We start from the raw sequence: 16,831 nt of genomic DNA, 5'->3' as shown, positions 1-16,831 counted from the left end.
AAACAGGAGGCAAAAAAGATGGTTAGATACATTGCGACAGCAATCTAACCATCTTTTTTCACATTGGCGAGGTCTTAAAAAAGCACATCGGCTAATGCTGGATCCTTATCAAAAACTGATTTTGCAAAAGGACATAAAGGCATAATTTTTAAATTTTCTTTACGTACATAAGTCACTGCCGCCATCAATAGCTGTTTACCTAGCCCTTTTCCTGCGTATTCTGAATTTACTTCCGTGTGGTCTATAATGAATTTTGTAGGGCCAGCCCAGGTATAGGTCATTTGTGCCACTGACTTTTCTTGATCGATAACCTCAAAGCTACCATGTTTATCGTTATTTTTTTGTATTATTTCCATGAGCATGAATTTAATTAAGAAAAGCCAAAATAAACAAAATCCAGCAATATATAACATGAACAGTAGTTTAGAAAAACAGCTATTTCTATCAGCTAGATTGTATAATTGGCGTCCGTGTTTTGTAAAATTGCGATGATTCTTTTGGATAGCTAATATTTTTAGTATGTTTGCTTTGCGTTATGAGTGTAAATCAAAGCAAAAGACAAGAATTTGCCATTGTGGACATAGAGACTACAGGTGGCAATGCAAAATCGAGCAGGATCACAGAGGTTGCCATTGTTATTCATGATGGTAATCAGGTTTTGGAACGTTGGGAGACCTTGGTGAATCCAGGGAAAGAGATTCCGAATTCGATTTTTGCGCTTACGGGTATAAACAATGACATGGTGAAGGACGCTCCATTATTTGATGAAGTAGCCGAGCAGATTTATGAAATGCTCAAAGACCGTATTTTTGTTGCACATAATGTAAATTTTGATTATTCATTCATTCGATTTCAGCTTCAGGAATCGGGCTTCGAGTGGTCGGCGATTAAATTGTGTACAGTACGCTATGCGCGAAAAATAAAGCCGGGATTATTGTCCTATAGCTTGGGGCGATTATGTGATTATTTAGATATCCCGATTGAAAATAGGCACCGTGCAGGTGGCGACGCCGATGCAACAGCCATTCTCTTTGCTTATTTGAAAGTGCTAGATACCGAACAGGTATTTCAGGATATGATTAAACATAAAGCGCTAGATCAACGGTTTCCACCGCATTTAAATCCCTTGGAGTATGAACAATTGCCCAACGAGGCTGGAGTCTATTATTTTCACGACAAAGCTGGAAAAGTAATTTATGTTGGCAAAGCCGTCAATATAAAAAAAAGAGTATTGTCTCATTTTACAGGGAATAATATTCAAGCGCAAAGGCAACATTTCTTAAAGGAAATTCATCATATAAGTTATGAGTGCTGCGGGACAGAGCTGATGTCATTGTTGTTGGAATGTGCGGAAATCAAAAAGTTCTGGCCAAAATATAATAGAGCACTTAAACGGTATGAGCCTAAATTCGGTTTGTTTTCTTATGAGGATCAAAATGGCTATCTCCATCTGGCTATTGGGAAGACGACAAGGGGACAAGAATGTATTCAGTTGTTTCAGCGCGAATATGACGCTATTCAGTTGCTGCAAAACTTTATTCAGCATGACGCTATTAATCCGCAATTTTGTCAGTTTGGGCACGCCAGTTTGTCTACGAAAGCGCTAAAGAAGACCGAATTGCCCGATCGAGACCTACACAATACCCGGGTGGAACGTTGTATCGAGGATTGGCTCAAACAGCAGCCATCCTTTGTATTGATCGATAAAGGACGTAATTCCGATGAAAAAAGCTGTATCGTCATTGAAAATGGTGTTTTTTATGGAATGGGATATATTGATCAATACGGCCAGTATAGCGGGTTTGAAGATATAAAAGGACAAGTAAAAAGATATCAGAGCAATCACTACATGATGGAATTGGTCAAAATGGCAGCAGAAAGACATCCCGCTAAAATACATTTCCTAACAAAATCAAAGATTTTACCTGATGTTGCGGCAGAACCTGATTTCTCTTATGAAAAATTGGCTCCGAATAGTCTCTTTAATTTCTTTTAACAGTTTATGTTCTATTCTTATTTTGGAAATGTCTTCCCTTTAGTCATTTCAATCTCAGTAATCTGTTAAAGAAATGTGAAATAGTAAATTACGCGCGATTTTGGTCCAATAGTTGAAATATTCTTTGTGTAGAATATTAAAAAAAGACTTTTCATAATTTAGGTTAATAATTGGTTAGTTAAAACCTGGGGCTCCCAACCTCAGGTTTTCTTTTTTTAATATTTCCGGACAAGAATTTTACGCGAAGTATGACTTCTATTATGATTATTCAAAATAAAGTAGCGCTTTTTTTAATTTAAATACGTGTTTCAATTTGCTGTTTTTCAAGCGATTGTATTTTGTCCCCCCTTTGTCCCCCTAAGTTTTTTCTCTGTATAGTTAGTTTGAGCTATTTTAGTGTCAGCATACTGTAATAGCGAAATAGTAAAACAAAGATGGGGCGTTTTCTAAAAGTAGCTGCGGTATATCTTATCCATATCTTTATATATAAAAAGGGCCTTGGCCCTTTTTTTTTTATTCCTATTATTCAGATTGCCTATTTTAAGCCAACGGTACCTCGACCTAGATTTTAATATAGATCTTTTTCTTCCGTAGGCAATATGCGATCAACCAATTCAAAGCGACAAATAGCAGCGCAAATAGGGCGGACGATAATCGTTGGTTTTGCCAGCTATCAAACAGGAAATGGTAGCTTAAGTTCCAAAGATTTTGATGTGTATCCCCGATGAGAATAAAAGAACAAATCGTGGGGATTAAGCCGCTAAGACAATAGATAAATAGTGTATTCTTACCGAAATCGTCAAGGACAGTGTAAATTATCCCTTTGATGTTTTGAAATTCGATAAGATAGATTAATATACCAAGAAAAGAGAGTGCAATTCCAGTGCTGAATACGGCGTAGCTGCTGGTCCAGATCTTCTTATTAATAGGAAAAACAAATGACCATAGATAGCCAATAAGGATAAAGGACAGACCTACGACAACGAGGTTCATCAGCTCCCTTTTTCCTGTCAGTTTTTGAATAATGTACTTTCCGGTAATATACCCGAATATTGTTTGACTGATGGCCGGTAATGCGCTCCAGATATCCTCTGGATCAAATGCTGTGCCCTCGCCGTGATAGAGATGGGATGCACCAAAGATTCGGATATCGAGTGCTGTTCCGAACCAACCGTCCAAACTATAGGGATCCGATGGATTACTATAGTAGCAAATCAACCAATAGAACAAGAGAAAGGCCACACCGATGATAATTGTGCCTTTATCTTTAAAATAATATATTAACATGGCGCAACTGAAATAACAGATAGCGATACGTTGCAATACGCCGAAATACCTGTACTTGGCAAATGGAATCCATTCCAGCTTGTGAAGGCTATTCCATTCAACAAAAGGAAAAACATTTAAAAAGATGCCCAGCATAAAAAGGATGCCCGTTCTTTTCGCAACTTTTTGCCAATAGGCTGATGGAGCCTGTTGATCTATATTTTTTAAAGAAAATGCCATCGAGTTTCCAACAGCAAATAAGAAAAATGGAAATATAAGATCTGTAAACGTACATCCATGCCAGATGGAGTGTTCAAGTTGAGGAAATACATGATGATAGTTGCCGGGATTATTGACGAGAATCATAGCCGCGAGTGTAAACCCACGGAAAATATCCAGTGATTTAAAACGAGTCATAATAAAGTATATTCGTAAAAAAGGCTGTTCAAGGAATTAATCCTTTGAACAGCCTATGCTTGGTCTAATTAATAGCCTGGATTTTGAGTCAGGCTCGGATTTGCCTGCAGTTCCAATAATGGTATTGGAAGGAGCAGGCTATTTTGGTTAAAATTATACTTAATCAACGTAGGGTTGCTCTGTTTGCCGTTATCGCATGTAAATTTTATTTCATTTAGTTTATTCATTACATCTACCGTGACACCATAACGATTTAAATCATCCCAACGTTGACCTTCGAAAGCAAGTTCCAATCGGCGCTCGTTGAGAATGATGGCCTTTAGCGCACTGGAGCTGACACCGGATAAATCGGACAGCCCTGCGCGATGACGTATGACATTAATGGTGTTTATCGCACCAGAAGTATTTCCCAAGGCGTTTTGAGCCTCTGCTTTAAGCAGAATGATGTCCGCAAGCCGCAAAAGGTAAAAATGATCGCCACTTTGGAAGCTGTTGGCATGTTTTTGCTTTACATTAAATGGGATTTCTGTATCGGCATCTCCACAAGGGTTCCAGAACTCATCTGCCCAAGGGACAGAGAAAAACCAGATGTTGGCATTCTTTCGTTCAGTGTCGCCAGCGTTGTCATAAGCTTCGACTAGATCTTTCGAAGGTGTGCCATACCGGCGCCATTCGTTTTCGTTGATTTGGCCATTTTCATCAAGATCCGGGAAAAAGAATGCGCCACCCCAACAGCTTAGATTGGGACTGCCGGCGATATAGGGAATCTCTATGATAGATTCACTGTTATAGTTATGTTTACCGTCAAAAAGATCCGCATAGTTTTGAAGGAGCTGATAGCCACCTTTTCCAGTAATCACTGCATCGGCGTATTGCAATACCTTATTGTAATCTCGATCAGGGCGTTGTGCCCATATCTTGGTCAGCAAGGCATTTGCAGCACCTTTTGTAGCTCTAACCTTGTCAATAGAGGCTTGTCCAAATCCATCGGGAAGATTGTTTGCTGCCACTTGTAGATCCGAATCTATAAAATCATAAACCTCCTCTACAGTTGATCGCTTGATGCGTAATACTTCGGCATCTGTACTGTTGGAGTGTTTTTCCAAGGGTACACCACCATAAAGTTTGACCAATTGATAATAATGGAAGGCTCTTAAAAATGAAGCTTCTCCAAGAATTTGTTTGCGTCTTTCATCCGAAAAAGTAGGATCTGTGACTTTATCAACATTGTCGATAACGATATTGCATTTTGAGATTGCTCCATACAGTTCTTCCCAATCCCTGCGTACCATGTCATTGGTATTGGTAATGGTATTATAGTCAATTTGTGCAAAGTCTATCTCACCACCACCGGCCGCATGCGCATTGTCCGAACGGATATCGGTCTGTAAAATCATCTCCCATTGATAATAATTGGCATTGCTTCCTGGGCGGGTACCATTGCCTATAAAAGAATTATAGGCCCCGTTTAATGCTTTCTCAATATTGTCTCCGGTGAGATAGGCATTTTCACTCGTTACCGTGGAGGTAGGCTGAAGATCTAAAAACTTTTTGCAGGAATTTAGAGCAAGAGAAGCCAATAAGGCGATGGCTAATGACGTATATCTATTTGATTTCATTGTTTGTAAGCTAAAAGGTTAAAAAGTTAGGTTTAAACCAACAATAAAGGTGCGTGCCTGCGGCGAAGTGCCAAAATCGATGCCCGGCGCCATATTGGAGCTCACGGTTTCCTGGTTAGCTCCCCCATACATGCTTACCTCAGGATCTAAACCTGAGTATTTTGTGAATGTTAACAGATTCTCGCCTGTCACATAAAAACGGACCTTATTGAGCTTCCATCTTTCAAGCACTTGTTTAGGTAGGGTATAGGCCAAAGTCATCGATTTTACCCTGAGGTAGGAACCTTTCTCTACAAAACGGGAAGAAATCTGTGAATTGTAGTTGTCATCTGTATTGTTTAGATCCGGACGTGGCATAGTACTATTTTTGTTATTGACTGTCCATCTGTTTAACACGGCAGTACTTTGGTTTCTCGGTTCCCACATACCTTCTGTATAAATACGTGTCGCATTAAGGATATCATTTCCCTGTACACCCTGTAAGAAAAAAGAAAAGCTGAAGTTCTTATAACTAAAATCATTTGTCATGCCATAAGAGAATTTTGGTGTAGCATTACCAATGATAGACATATCACTCGTTTGAAGACCTGCTTCAGGGTCGGCCATCTGATAGATCATATCTCCGGTCTCTGGATTGACACCTTTCGCGACGTAACCCCAGAATGATCCCAATGCAACCCCTTCTTTCGCAATCGTACTATTGCCGCGGCCATCAATATTTCCGTCATAGTAGGTTCCGCCATCAATATTCAGTACTTTATTGCGATTGAGCCCAAAGGTGACTGTTGTATTCCATTTGAAATCGTGAACGAAATTTCGGCTACTCAATTCGAATTCGAAACCTCTATTCTGTAGGTCGCCGAGGTTTTTCAGCGCAGTTCTATAACCGGAACTATACGGAACTCTTGAGTTGAGAAGTAGGCCTACAGTTTTTTTTGCATAATAATCTGCACCAAATATCAATCTGGAATTAAAGAAACTGGCATCCACACCAATGTCGGTCTGGTTTGTTGTTTCCCATTTTAGATTGGGGTTGTCCAAGGTAGAAGGTGTATACCCCGGTACAACCTGATCGCCGATATTGTACGATCCCGTGACGTCAACTAAACCAAGATAGGAAAAGGCCGGGATTTGGCTATTTCCAACCTTACCCCAACTAGCGCGGATTTTCAAATCGTTTACTGTATTTTTCAGCGAACTAAAGAAATCTTCATTGGATAAACGCCAGCCGGCAGAGAAAGAAGGGAAGTACCCCCAACGGTTATTAGGCCCAAATACAGATGACGCGTCAGCTCTCAGATTGGCTGTAAATAAGTACTTGTCGTTATAATCATAACCGATTTTTGCAATGCCGGAGACAGTGGATACAGCAGCATCTATCGCTGTTGGCATCGCCGTAATCATCGAACCTCCATTGACGGTGTGAATCGCTGGATTAGCAAAATTCTGGGTAGCAATATTTGAGATTGTTGTTTGTGTTTTAGTGGTAATATAACCTAATAAACCTGTGAAGTGGTGCTTGTCACTAAAAGTTCTGTCATAGTTTAATGTATTTTCGGACATCCAATACTGATTGTCCTGCTGCTGGAGCGTCGCCATCCCTTTATATTTTCTACCCTCTGTCGTGCGGAACGGATCCACAAAAGTGCGATACTGGTTGTTAAATTTCTCATACCCAAACAGCGATTTGAATTTTAGTCCCGGTAGGATATTAGCCTCCACAAAGGCATTTCCTGTAAATCTGTTGTTGATATAGCTGTGCTCGTTGCCTGTTGCCAATGCAACGGGGTTGTCAAGATCCGTATAGAATGGATCTACTGTGAAAGCCCCCTTGTCACCGTATATGCCGATGACTGGAGAGCCCAGGTAAGCATTCATGATGACTCCATTTCGGGAGTTCTCGTTAATGTCCACATCGTACCAACGGTTGTAAGATAAGCTTGTTCCAACTTTAAAGATTTTATTGATCTGATGATCCAAATTAACCTTAAAATTGACCTTGTTTACTGTATTTGTGATGACCGTGCCATTATCTTTTTGATAAGATCCAGAAATGTAAAACCCTGTCTTTTCATCTCCACCGCGTACTGAAGCCTGGTATTTTTGGCTGTGGCCGGTGCGGAATAGCTGATCTGGCCAGTTCGTATCAGCGGTATATTTCGACCAATCCAAGGCTTCTCCCACCTCAGTCATTAATTCTCTATACTGTGCCGCATTTAGAACGCTAGGCTTTTTTCTGATGGCTGAAAATCCTTGATAGGTTTCGAAATTTACCTGTGTCTTACCGTTTGTTCCTCTTTTGGTCGTAATCAACACAACGCCATTGGCTCCAGAAGATCCATAGACAGCGGCAGAAGCAGCATCTTTTAATACCGAAATGCTTTGAATATCTGATGGATTGAGCTCCGATATATTTTCGGTAGGAACGCCATCTACAATGTATAATGGATTGCTACCTGCAGTGATTGTTGAAGTTCCACGAACACGAATGGAGAAGCCAGCTTGCGGTTGTCCGGAGGATTTTACAATTTCTACCCCCGCCATCTTACCTTCCATGGCACTCGCCAATTGGGTCACAGGGCGATCTTCAATATCTTTTGTGCTCATGGTTGCAATGGCTCCCGTGATGTCCTTTTTCTTCTGTGTTCCAAAACCGACCACAACGATCTGTTCCAGTTGGTTGTTGGCAGTTTTCATCTGCACGTTGAGGAAGCTATTGGAGCCTACCGTACTACTGATAGTCTCATAACCTATCGAACTAAAGCTGAGTTGATGTGTAGGGGTCGCTTCAATCGAGAATTCACCTTTACTGTCTGTTTCCGTTTGTTTACCTGTTGTTGTATTGCGGATTGTGACCCCTGTTAATGCTTTACCATCGCTATCGGAAACGCGTCCTTTGACAAGCTGTTGCACATTGATCGTGTTTCTTAAGGGCATATCATCTGTTTTCCTTTTTAGGACAATGGTGTTGTTGACAATTTTATAAGAATACGATAGCTCTTTTAGGTTGTCATCCAGAATTTCAACAATAGAACCATCTTTATGGTTTATTCGGATTTTTTGGTTATCATTAATCTGTGAGTTATCGTACAGAAACACATAAGAACTCTGACGTTCGATCTCTTTAGCAAACTTAGCCAAAGTGTATTCCTTGTCTTGTAACTTGATTTTAGTTTGGTTTACATTCGCCATCGCCAAATTATTTGCATGGGAAACGCATTGGATCGCAAGTAAAGCAGCAAATAGTTTTGCCTTTTTACCAGCCCCTTGGATGGTTTTAAGTTTATACATAATTAGTTGGGTAAGTTTGTTTTATATTAAATAATTTAGAGTTCAACTTCAATTTTATTGTTTTGCAATCGACATTTTATATCCAGGAAGTTGAGGGTCTCAACCAGTTGCTGGGCCGTTGAATTACGTTTTATTTTTCCTGTCAGTTCACGCTTTTCATTTGTTCCTTTATAGACAATATCTACATTATACCAGCGTTTTATGGCGGCGAGTGCATCTTTTATTGGTGTCGATTCAAAATAGAAAAAGCCATTTTTCCAGGCCATTGCCTCTTCGATATTGGCTTCTGCTACGATAAGATTCCCGCCTGTGGTAAATGCTGCTTGACCAGGTTTCAGCATTTTTGACTTGCCGAATTGCGAGACTTGTACAGAGCCCGCTATAAGTGTGGTTTTATTGTTTTCATTTGGATAGGAGCTTACATTAAAATGTGTTCCGAATACGCGAATGGTTTGTTCATTCGATCGCACATAGAATGGTCGCTTACTATCGTGGCTGACTTCAAAATAGGCTTCACCAGATAATTTTACTTCACGGCTATTTGACGCAAAAGATTCAGGAAATGTCAGCACGGAGCCAGCGTTTAGCCATACCTTACTGCCATCGGCCAAAATGATCGTATATTCTGTTCCAATCGGCGTTTCAATGGTATTGGTTCGGCTAGCAGCAGTATTCTTACTGGCTGTAAATTGATATTGCACGGTTCCGGAAGCAGTTGTAACAATTTTCACCTGTTCATCCTGATGAAGAACGCTCTGTTGGTGGGCAGAAAGGTCAATTTTAGTTCCGTCGGCTAAAGTTAATACGGCTGCTTTAATGCCCGGATGAACTTGCTGTTGCGTCTTCACGGCTACCTGTGGGGTATCTCCGGTTGTTCTTTTAACAAGGTAAAGGGGGAATATAAATAACAGTGCTAAAGCAGCAGCTATTCCACCCAATTTCACCCATTGTGGAATTCGCTTGATTTTTGACGCTTGGATTTCCTGCTTTATATTTAAGAATAACAGCTCTTTGAGTTGTTGTTCATCCGTTGCGAGCTCCTCGGGGATAGGGAGAGGTTCGCCATTACTTGTTTCATACCATTGTTGCAGTTCGGCCTCTTCTTCAGGGGTACATGTGCCTTGAAGCCATTTATAAGCCAATTGCTTTATCCGGAATTGATTATGATCAACCATATTTAGGGGTTATTTATATGTAGAGTCCCTAAATCGGGCTGATACCCTGACAAGAAGAGAAAAAAAAATTACAAAGTAATCAGAAAGCGCTGAATACCAGTGCGTATTTTTTTTAAAGCACGGCTTAATTGGGTTTCGACAGTTTTCACAGAGATGTTCATGCTTTCAGCGATCTGTTTGTAGGAGAGGCCCTCCTCGCGGGATAATTTGAAAACAAGCTGGCATTTTTCAGGCAGTTCCGAAACAAGCTGATCTAGCCGAACACGAAGCTCTTCAAACTGGAGCCAATTTTCCGTCGAGTTATCAAAATCCACCCATTCCGTATCATGCTTAAAAGCTTTCTGTTTGTATTGTTGTGCGAGATATTTAAATACTTTGTATTTAACGGCCACAGCGAGGTAGGAGGCGAGATTGCTTTTGATTTGGAGTTGATGGCGTCTCAGCCAAAGTGAAGTAAAGATATTTTGTACAATTTCCTGCGCATCTTCCAGTGAATTTGTTTTGCGGGCAGCCTGGTAATAAAGCGTTTTCCAATAGCGATCATACAAAGCTTCGAAAGCTAAGCTATCGTCTTGTTGAATCAACACGATCAACTCTTCATCTGAATGGCCTCCAAAATCTTTCATGCAAGACAATAATTTGTTTTTCTATGGTTATACGACGTGAAATGCTAATTGCGCTATAAATGTAGGGACTAAATTATGAATAATGCAACTTTAATATATAAAAGCTGGCTTTAAGCAGCTAAACGCATATTTTACAAAGGATAGCAGCTTCGAATAGACAAAAAAAAGGAGTATCTGAATCAACAGATACTCCTTTTTTTAAGAAGTACTTCTTAGAAGTTTGGCTTCAACAAGTATTTATCGTAGAATCGGAAAATATGATCAGCTGCTTCCTCGGCCGTATCCACAATTCGAAATAGTTTTAAATCCTCTTCACTGATATATTTGTTTGAAATCATCGTATTTTGAACCCAGTCTATTAATCCTTTCCAATATTCAGAGCCGACCAATACGATTGGAAAACGTGCAATTTTACCGGTTTGAATCAGTGTGATTGCTTCAAAAAGTTCGTCCATGGTTCCGAAACCTCCAGGCATAACAATATACCCTTGAGAATACTTCATAAACATGACCTTTCTGACGAAAAAGTATTTAAATTCAAGCAATTTGTCGCGGTCAATATATTTGTTGTGAAATTGCTCGAATGGCAATTCAATGTTTAGACCAACAGACTTCCCTCCAGATTCGTAGGCGCCCTTATTGGCTGCCTCCATAATACCCGGTCCACCACCAGAGATAATACCATAACCGCGTTCCGTCAATAAGCTAGCAATATCTACCGCCATTTGATAATATTTGTGTTCGCGTGGGGTACGTGCTGATCCAAATATTGAAACACAGGGGCCAATTTTCGCCAATTTCTCAAACCCATCCACAAACTCTGACATCACTTTAAAAATCTGCCAAGAGTCCTTTACTTTAATTTCCTGCCATGTTTTGTTTTCAAATGCGCGGATAATTTTATCTTCTTTTGTAATGTCCATATATAACGTTATACATTTAATTTCTAAAACCTAATTTTTCAAAAAGGAATACAATATAGCTATTTTTTTAATACTAGCTACTTTTTCTGATTATTCTTACATTTGCATTATGAATTTTTCTTCTAAACTTCTCGAGAACGCAGTTGCCGAATTTGGAAAATTACCTGGCGTGGGACAAAAGACGGCATTAAGACTGGTTTTGCATCTGTTGAAGCAATCCGATGCAGATGTAGCGCGTTTTACGGCCTCTATCGATCGCTTGAAAGAAGATATTCAATATTGCCAAGAATGTTTCAATATTTCTGACCACAATATATGTGAGATATGCGCCTCATTCAAACGCGATAAAAATTTGATCTGTGTTGTAGAAGACACGCGAGACGTGATGGCCATCGAAAATACAAATTCCTATCAAGGTGTATATCATGTATTGGGAGGATTAATTTCGCCTATGGATGGTATTGGCCCTGCTGATTTAAAAATCGAAGGGTTAATTAACCGAATCCAGAGAGGTGAGGTAGAAGAAGTTATTTTGGCCCTTTCAGCAACAATGGAAGGGGATACCACCATTTTTTATTTATACCGTAAATTGCGTGAATTTGATGTAAAAATTACAACGATTGCCCGCGGTATTGCCTTTGGTGGCGAGTTGGAATATGTCGATGAGCTAACCCTGGGACGCTCCATTGCGACACGGGTGCCTTACGAGCGCAACGTTGGTTAATTGTATTTAAGATAGATTTGTTTCACGCCTTCGTGTACTTTTCTTCCTTTTTCAATTTGTTGTTGTCGCCATAAGCTGTCGGTAACCATACGATTTGCTTTTTTATTTTTTAAGATATTCACATAAGCAATTTTACCGAGTACCGTCTTCTTTAAACCCAATAGTGAACACGAATAGTCGCCCAATAGATAATGATTGTAGTAGAGGTGAATTTCGCGCATGAGCTTTCGTCCCCATTTGTTTGTGGGGTAGGCCGCTTTAATGGGCTCTTCCATGAGTGATTTTGCTAAAGCTAAACTATCCTGATCTCCTGATTGTTGTGTCATGGTCCAATAATACAAAGCTTCAATGGCTTGCTCCTCTGTGTCGGGGAGAAGTTGCAATGGAATACCCAGCAATGTTCCGATAAATTTCCAGACATGGAATAAACCTTCAACCTCGTTTTTCAATACATTGAATTTCATGCGTTTTAGTCCTGTTAGGTAAACAAGAGAAAATCCGAGATTGGTTGCAAGCATATCCCACATATTTAATGGAATACCCCATTTTTCTGTTTGCCACTGACCGTGCTTTAGGATGTTTAATCGCGCATACGAATGGATACACCGGGTGAGTAGAATGGCCTCTATGCCGATATTACCCTTTTTCAGTGCATCATCGCCTGTGATATCCACCCAAAAGGTTACCGTTTCGGTGAGTCGTTTGACAGCCCCTTTTTTTAACGCACCTGTAAAGATTAAGGGTTTATTGATCGCACTGGATTCATAGCCCCCCATGAGGACATAATCCCGTAACACAATAAGTCCTGATAAACCAGAACGTTGACTGAGCCCAATGCCTTGTTCTATTTTATCCCAATCTAACCAAGAAGGGCTGAGATCTAATGTATTTAAAAAATTCAGCAATACATGTTCGTATGCTGCATCAATAGGCTTGCCTGCAAGTGCATCTTTAAGCAGTTGTTGACCTTGATGGAAACCAATTTTTAGGTGTAGCTGCTCGACAAGTTGGTCGCAGCTATTGTCAAATTGATAGAGTAAAGGAGTAAATTGATCGGCAGCAGCGAGGGAAAGTTTCGTCGGCAATTTGCGAAGCAATTCGACACCAAGACCCTTCGACCAATAAAAAGAAAATGAACTTGTATTAACTTGATAACGTTCGGGTACTCGCATATCTTTTATTGAATTGTCCAAACGGTATAACTTCCAGTTAGTGTGATACTAATATTTGATTTATTAAACTTAAAGTCTATATAATCCATTTGACACGATGAGAGATCACTGCAGCAAAATTGACGATCAATTTTAAAATGAAGTCTAAATGAACCTTCGGTACTATTTGTATAAAAAGTTAATCCACTTATGCTAAAGTCACTTAAATGCGGTGCGCCATCTTTATCTTCCAATTGCTCGATAACGTAATCATTGATTTCTTGCTGATGTTTGGCGATGAATGGTATAAGATCTTGATTGCTGAATGGTATGATTAGATCGTCTTTCTTTAGTTGGATTCTGATGTTAATTTCTGTCATCTTATTATGCTGTACTAATAAAGATCTCTCCAGTTTGGAATATATAAACTGAAGATTGCTTCTGTTTCTTTTCGCGTCTTATGAGCAAATTTACAGAAAGCCTTTAGAATAATTAGATTGATGTGTTCTTTTTCGAAATCAATGAGTCGATTTGAAAAATGAAATCCACCTTCAACGATTCTAAAATCGTTTTTGGATAAGTTATGGATGGTTACTGTAGCTACATCATATATATCCAACTGTTCTTCCCAATAAGCAATCTGCTTGATTATTTCATGATAGAGTAATTCCTGACTCCATTTGTGCAGTAATTTCAATGTATTCGTGCTCTTCTTTTGATATACACATATACTTGTAGCTGTCAGTTCAACGGTTGCTAGCGTTGTGGAAGGATAGATTTTGACCAAATAAGGTTTTCCAAATAGGTAGTAGGGATTTTCTAGATAGGAATAGGATATACCTTCCGATTTACTTTCTGGCGGGTTTAACTTGATGTATTCTTTAAGGAAAGCAACATCGCAATGTGCCGGAGCATGTACACGATAGGGTGATGAACTACCCGAAATTTGGATATAATCTTTATTCCAGGGAACTATTTCATAAAATATACGACCGATTTCGATTTGCATTTCTCGATTTTAAATTAGATATGGGGGCGTCGGCATTCAATATCCCTTGACACCCTGGCAACCGCGTTAAAGTAACATTTTTTTATATTAAACAATAGTTATAATCGTAACAATTTTCTTTTATACAAGGAGTCCAAACAATAAGAGTTTCATTTGAACAAATTATGGACTACAAGTAACCAACTTCGGACTGTAAGCAGTATGTCTGTACGATGCATCCATAGTAAATGCACTTAAAAAGGTGGACTCAACGTGGACTTACTGTGGACTCACTGTGCTTACATGACGAAGTTGGTCATAAGTTAGTCGTAATTTTTAGCATTGTTACCAGCTCTCACTAGCTTTTGTTTTTTGTTTTAATATTTAGATACTATCTTTGGAATACTGTTTATGTATCAACCCAACGACCATTTTCCAATATTAGACCTGCAGAAATTCCAGGAAGGGATTATCGCTGACCGCGATTTACTTTTTCATGAACTCATTGGCCCTAGAGAAATTAGTGAACCGCACAAACACGATTTTTTTATCCTTTTATTATTCCAGGAGTCTGTAGGTACACATACAATAGATTTTGACCGTTTTGTACTAGGCGCAAATCAGCTACATCTGGTTTTTCCGGGACAGGTACATCAGTGGCAGATGGCTGATCCTACCTATGCGCTGCAGCTCATGATCAGCAGACATTGGTTCGAAAGTTTATTACCTGCGTTGCGATTTCCTATTTCTTATTATCTTAAGCATTTGGTCATTGATCTTTCAACGACCAATTTTCAGTCGTTATTGACAGAATTCAAGGCAATTGCAAATGATTTACAGGATGGTGAGATCCTATGGGAATTGATTTACGCACGGGTCAAAGTAATTACGCTTCTGATCAGCAAGATCGTTCAGGATAATTATGATGATTATGAACAATATCAGGCTAATCCAATTATGGCAAAATTTGTGCAGCTTATCGATGAATGGTATAAAAGTGAAAAATCAGTCGCTTTTTATGCCGAGAAGCTAAATATTTCGGCAAATTATCTGAATGTGTTAAGTAATCGGGTTTTACAGAAATCAGCTTCATTTTTGATTCAGGAACGTGTGTTACTGGAAGCAAAGCGGTTGCTTAAAATTTCGGATAAAACGATCAAAGCTATTGTCTTTGATTTAGGGTTTTACGATAATGCAAGCTTTAGCAAGTTTTTTAAAAGTCATACGAATATGACGCCAAGCCAGTTTAAAGCGCAGCCATAATATCTACATAAGCTGTGATAATTCGTACAAAGATCATTGTCTCAAATCACTTAGCTTTGGTAAAAATGATATAGGTATGAATGAGATCAATCAGAATCAAGAGACATATTTGTTGAAGAATGTATTGCTAGAAACAGGCTTTCTTTATGAGAAGGAAGAAATTGTTGCTACGAAAACAGCATTATTTGATATTCAAATTGAGGCAAATAAAATAAAAAGTATTGAGCCTGCGCAATCGGCAGGGGGCGGAAAAGCCTTTGATGTGAAAGGTAAATTGGCATTGCCGCCATTCCGTGACATGCACATTCATTTGGACAAAACCTTATATGGCCTGCCCTGGAAGGCGGTATTTCCAAAAAATAGGACTGTAAAAGATATGATTGCCAAGGAACAGGTGATTATCCCCGAGTTGTTGAAAACCTCTGTCGAACGGGCCGAAAAGTTAATCGCGCTATTGCAGGGCTACGGAACAAATTTTGCACGTACGCATTTTAATGTAGACCCTACATCGGGGACGAAGTCATTGGAGCATTTGTTACAGGCGCTGGAACATTTAAAATATTCATTTGCTGCAGAACTGGTTGCATTCCCTCAGCACGGTCTATTCTACACAGCATCAGCGAAGCTGATGGAGGAAGTCGCTAAATGGGAGCAGGTAGATTTTATTGGTGGTTTGGATCCCTTTAGTATTGACGGCAGTATTGAGAAACCGATGGACTTGACAGTTCAACTTGCATTGGATAATAACAAAGGAATCGATATCCACTTGCATGAGGGTGGGGAATCAGGTGTTAAGACCATACATTATTTGATTGATAAAGCATTGGAAAATCCGGCATTGCAGGGACGTACATTTATCAGTCATGCTTTCGCCTTAGGTTACATGCCGAAAAAGGACTTAGCACATACGGCCGAACGATTGGCAGAAGCGAAAGTTGGTATCTGCAGTTCGGTTCCTTTTCGCAATATGTTGATGCCATTTCGGGAACTGAAAAAAGCGGGAGTGGAAGTTTTTGTAGGAAACGACAATGTTCAGGACCATTGGGGTACTTTCGGTAGCGGTAATATGCTTCAAAAAGCCAATCTAGCTGCGGAATTATATGGTTATGAAACTGAATTCGAGTTATCCCGTTGCCTTCGTTATGCGACCAATGGCAAAATTCCGCTTGATGATCAAGGGAATTCCGTATGGCCGAAAGTTGGAGATGATGCTAGCCTCCTTTTTGTCGATGCGAGTTGTTCTGCAGAAGCAGTTTCTCGCATCTCAACCGTCGATGGGCTTATCCATCAGGGAAATGTGGTCAAATGGAACAATAGTTTCCAAGCTTAATTGAAAGTAGCAAATAATCATAAATTGAGAATGCCAATTTATCGTCTAGAAAATTGGCATTT

The 16,831-nt window shown here is 39.6% G+C and carries 14 protein-coding genes; 4 read left to right on the top strand and 10 right to left on the bottom strand.

Going from position 1 to position 16,831, the window contains the following annotated elements:
* Positions 1 to 74 precede the first annotated feature (74 nt).
* A complete protein-coding gene (locus BV902_RS15380) occupies positions 75 to 413 on the bottom strand; it encodes a GNAT family N-acetyltransferase (protein WP_237241674.1) in 339 nt (112 codons plus the stop codon).
* Between the two features lie 122 nt (positions 414 to 535).
* On the opposite strand from BV902_RS15380, the gene BV902_RS15375 reads away from it, so the two are divergent.
* On the top strand, positions 536 to 1,996 hold the full coding sequence (locus BV902_RS15375; protein WP_075992689.1) for an exonuclease domain-containing protein: 1,461 nt from the start codon (positions 536 to 538) through the stop codon (positions 1,994 to 1,996).
* Between the two features lie 561 nt (positions 1,997 to 2,557).
* Here the strand turns inward: BV902_RS15375 and BV902_RS15370 are convergent.
* The 6 genes from BV902_RS15370 to BV902_RS15345 all read right to left on the bottom strand — a co-directional run bounded on the left by BV902_RS15370 (position 2,558) and on the right by BV902_RS15345 (position 11,307).
* Positions 2,558 to 3,679, bottom strand: a complete 1,122-nt coding sequence (locus BV902_RS15370; RefSeq protein ID WP_075992688.1) for an acyltransferase family protein — start codon at positions 3,677 to 3,679, stop codon at positions 2,558 to 2,560.
* A gap of 68 nt (positions 3,680 to 3,747) precedes the next feature.
* Positions 3,748 to 5,298: a RagB/SusD family nutrient uptake outer membrane protein gene (locus tag BV902_RS15365; RefSeq protein ID WP_075992687.1), complete on the bottom strand. Its 1,551-nt coding sequence runs from the start codon at positions 5,296 to 5,298 to the stop codon at positions 3,748 to 3,750.
* An 18-nt stretch (positions 5,299 to 5,316) separates the two neighbouring features.
* Positions 5,317 to 8,589 carry a TonB-dependent receptor gene (locus tag BV902_RS15360; RefSeq protein WP_075992686.1) on the bottom strand — a complete coding sequence of 1,091 codons (3,273 nt, stop codon included), beginning with the start codon at positions 8,587 to 8,589 and terminating at the stop codon, positions 5,317 to 5,319.
* Between the two features lie 35 nt (positions 8,590 to 8,624).
* Positions 8,625 to 9,764 carry a FecR family protein gene (locus tag BV902_RS15355; RefSeq protein ID WP_075992685.1) on the bottom strand — a complete coding sequence of 380 codons (1,140 nt, stop codon included), beginning with the start codon at positions 9,762 to 9,764 and terminating at the stop codon, positions 8,625 to 8,627.
* A gap of 68 nt (positions 9,765 to 9,832) precedes the next feature.
* A complete protein-coding gene (locus BV902_RS15350) occupies positions 9,833 to 10,390 on the bottom strand; it encodes an RNA polymerase sigma-70 factor (RefSeq protein WP_075992684.1) in 558 nt (185 codons plus the stop codon).
* A gap of 212 nt (positions 10,391 to 10,602) precedes the next feature.
* Positions 10,603 to 11,307: a TIGR00730 family Rossman fold protein gene (locus BV902_RS15345; RefSeq protein ID WP_075994812.1), complete on the bottom strand. Its 705-nt coding sequence runs from the start codon at positions 11,305 to 11,307 to the stop codon at positions 10,603 to 10,605.
* 115 nt (positions 11,308 to 11,422) lie between these two features.
* Between BV902_RS15345 and recR the strand changes: the two genes are divergently transcribed.
* Positions 11,423 to 12,037 carry a recombination mediator RecR gene (gene recR / locus BV902_RS15340; protein WP_075992683.1) on the top strand — a complete coding sequence of 205 codons (615 nt, stop codon included), beginning with the start codon at positions 11,423 to 11,425 and terminating at the stop codon, positions 12,035 to 12,037.
* On the opposite strand, the gene BV902_RS15335 is transcribed toward recR, so the two are convergent.
* The 3 genes from BV902_RS15335 to BV902_RS15325 are packed head-to-tail and all read right to left on the bottom strand — an operon-like array spanning position 12,034 to position 14,197.
* Entirely contained in the window at positions 12,034 to 13,209 is a 1,176-nt protein-coding gene (locus BV902_RS15335) for an oxygenase MpaB family protein (RefSeq protein ID WP_075994811.1), read from the bottom strand. The two genes, recR and BV902_RS15335, sit on opposite strands and share 4 nt — an antisense overlap.
* A gap of 5 nt (positions 13,210 to 13,214) precedes the next feature.
* The gene (locus BV902_RS15330) at positions 13,215 to 13,568 is read right to left on the bottom strand and encodes a hypothetical protein (RefSeq protein ID WP_075992682.1); all 354 of its coding nucleotides are present in this window, start codon (positions 13,566 to 13,568) and stop codon (positions 13,215 to 13,217) included.
* A 14-nt stretch (positions 13,569 to 13,582) separates the two neighbouring features.
* Complete coding sequence (locus tag BV902_RS15325; RefSeq protein ID WP_075992681.1) at positions 13,583 to 14,197, bottom strand: hypothetical protein; 615 nt, start codon at positions 14,195 to 14,197, stop codon at positions 13,583 to 13,585.
* A 390-nt stretch (positions 14,198 to 14,587) separates the two neighbouring features.
* Here BV902_RS15325 and BV902_RS15320 point away from each other — a divergent pair, with 390 nt between their 5' ends.
* Entirely contained in the window at positions 14,588 to 15,439 is an 852-nt protein-coding gene (locus BV902_RS15320) for an AraC family transcriptional regulator (protein WP_075992680.1), read from the top strand.
* A 76-nt stretch (positions 15,440 to 15,515) separates the two neighbouring features.
* Positions 15,516 to 16,769: an amidohydrolase gene (locus tag BV902_RS15315; protein WP_075992679.1), complete on the top strand. Its 1,254-nt coding sequence runs from the start codon at positions 15,516 to 15,518 to the stop codon at positions 16,767 to 16,769.
* The last annotated feature ends 62 nt before the right edge of the window (positions 16,770 to 16,831 follow it).

This window comes from Sphingobacterium sp. B29 (assembly GCF_001952815.1).
Taxonomy (GTDB): domain Bacteria; phylum Bacteroidota; class Bacteroidia; order Sphingobacteriales; family Sphingobacteriaceae; genus Sphingobacterium; species Sphingobacterium siyangense.
This window is presented reverse-complemented; position numbering and strand designations above follow the sequence as displayed.

Coding starts and splice junctions, on each gene's coding strand:
- BV902_RS15315 (WP_075992679.1), top strand. CDS start 15,516: ATGAATGAGATCAATCAGAATCAAGAGACATATTTGTTGAAGAATGTA.
- BV902_RS15335 (WP_075994811.1), bottom strand. CDS start 13,209: ATGCGAGTACCCGAACGTTATCAAGTTAATACAAGTTCATTTTCTTTT.
- BV902_RS15365 (WP_075992687.1), bottom strand. CDS start 5,298: ATGAAATCAAATAGATATACGTCATTAGCCATCGCCTTATTGGCTTCT.
- BV902_RS15330 (WP_075992682.1), bottom strand. CDS start 13,568: ATGACAGAAATTAACATCAGAATCCAACTAAAGAAAGACGATCTAATC.
- recR (WP_075992683.1), top strand. CDS start 11,423: ATGAATTTTTCTTCTAAACTTCTCGAGAACGCAGTTGCCGAATTTGGA.
- BV902_RS15375 (WP_075992689.1), top strand. CDS start 536: ATGAGTGTAAATCAAAGCAAAAGACAAGAATTTGCCATTGTGGACATA.
- BV902_RS15380 (WP_237241674.1), bottom strand. CDS start 413: ATGTTATATATTGCTGGATTTTGTTTATTTTGGCTTTTCTTAATTAAA.
- BV902_RS15360 (WP_075992686.1), bottom strand. CDS start 8,589: ATGTATAAACTTAAAACCATCCAAGGGGCTGGTAAAAAGGCAAAACTA.
- BV902_RS15325 (WP_075992681.1), bottom strand. CDS start 14,197: ATGCAAATCGAAATCGGTCGTATATTTTATGAAATAGTTCCCTGGAAT.
- BV902_RS15355 (WP_075992685.1), bottom strand. CDS start 9,764: ATGGTTGATCATAATCAATTCCGGATAAAGCAATTGGCTTATAAATGG.
- BV902_RS15320 (WP_075992680.1), top strand. CDS start 14,588: ATGTATCAACCCAACGACCATTTTCCAATATTAGACCTGCAGAAATTC.
- BV902_RS15370 (WP_075992688.1), bottom strand. CDS start 3,679: ATGACTCGTTTTAAATCACTGGATATTTTCCGTGGGTTTACACTCGCG.
- BV902_RS15350 (WP_075992684.1), bottom strand. CDS start 10,390: ATGAAAGATTTTGGAGGCCATTCAGATGAAGAGTTGATCGTGTTGATT.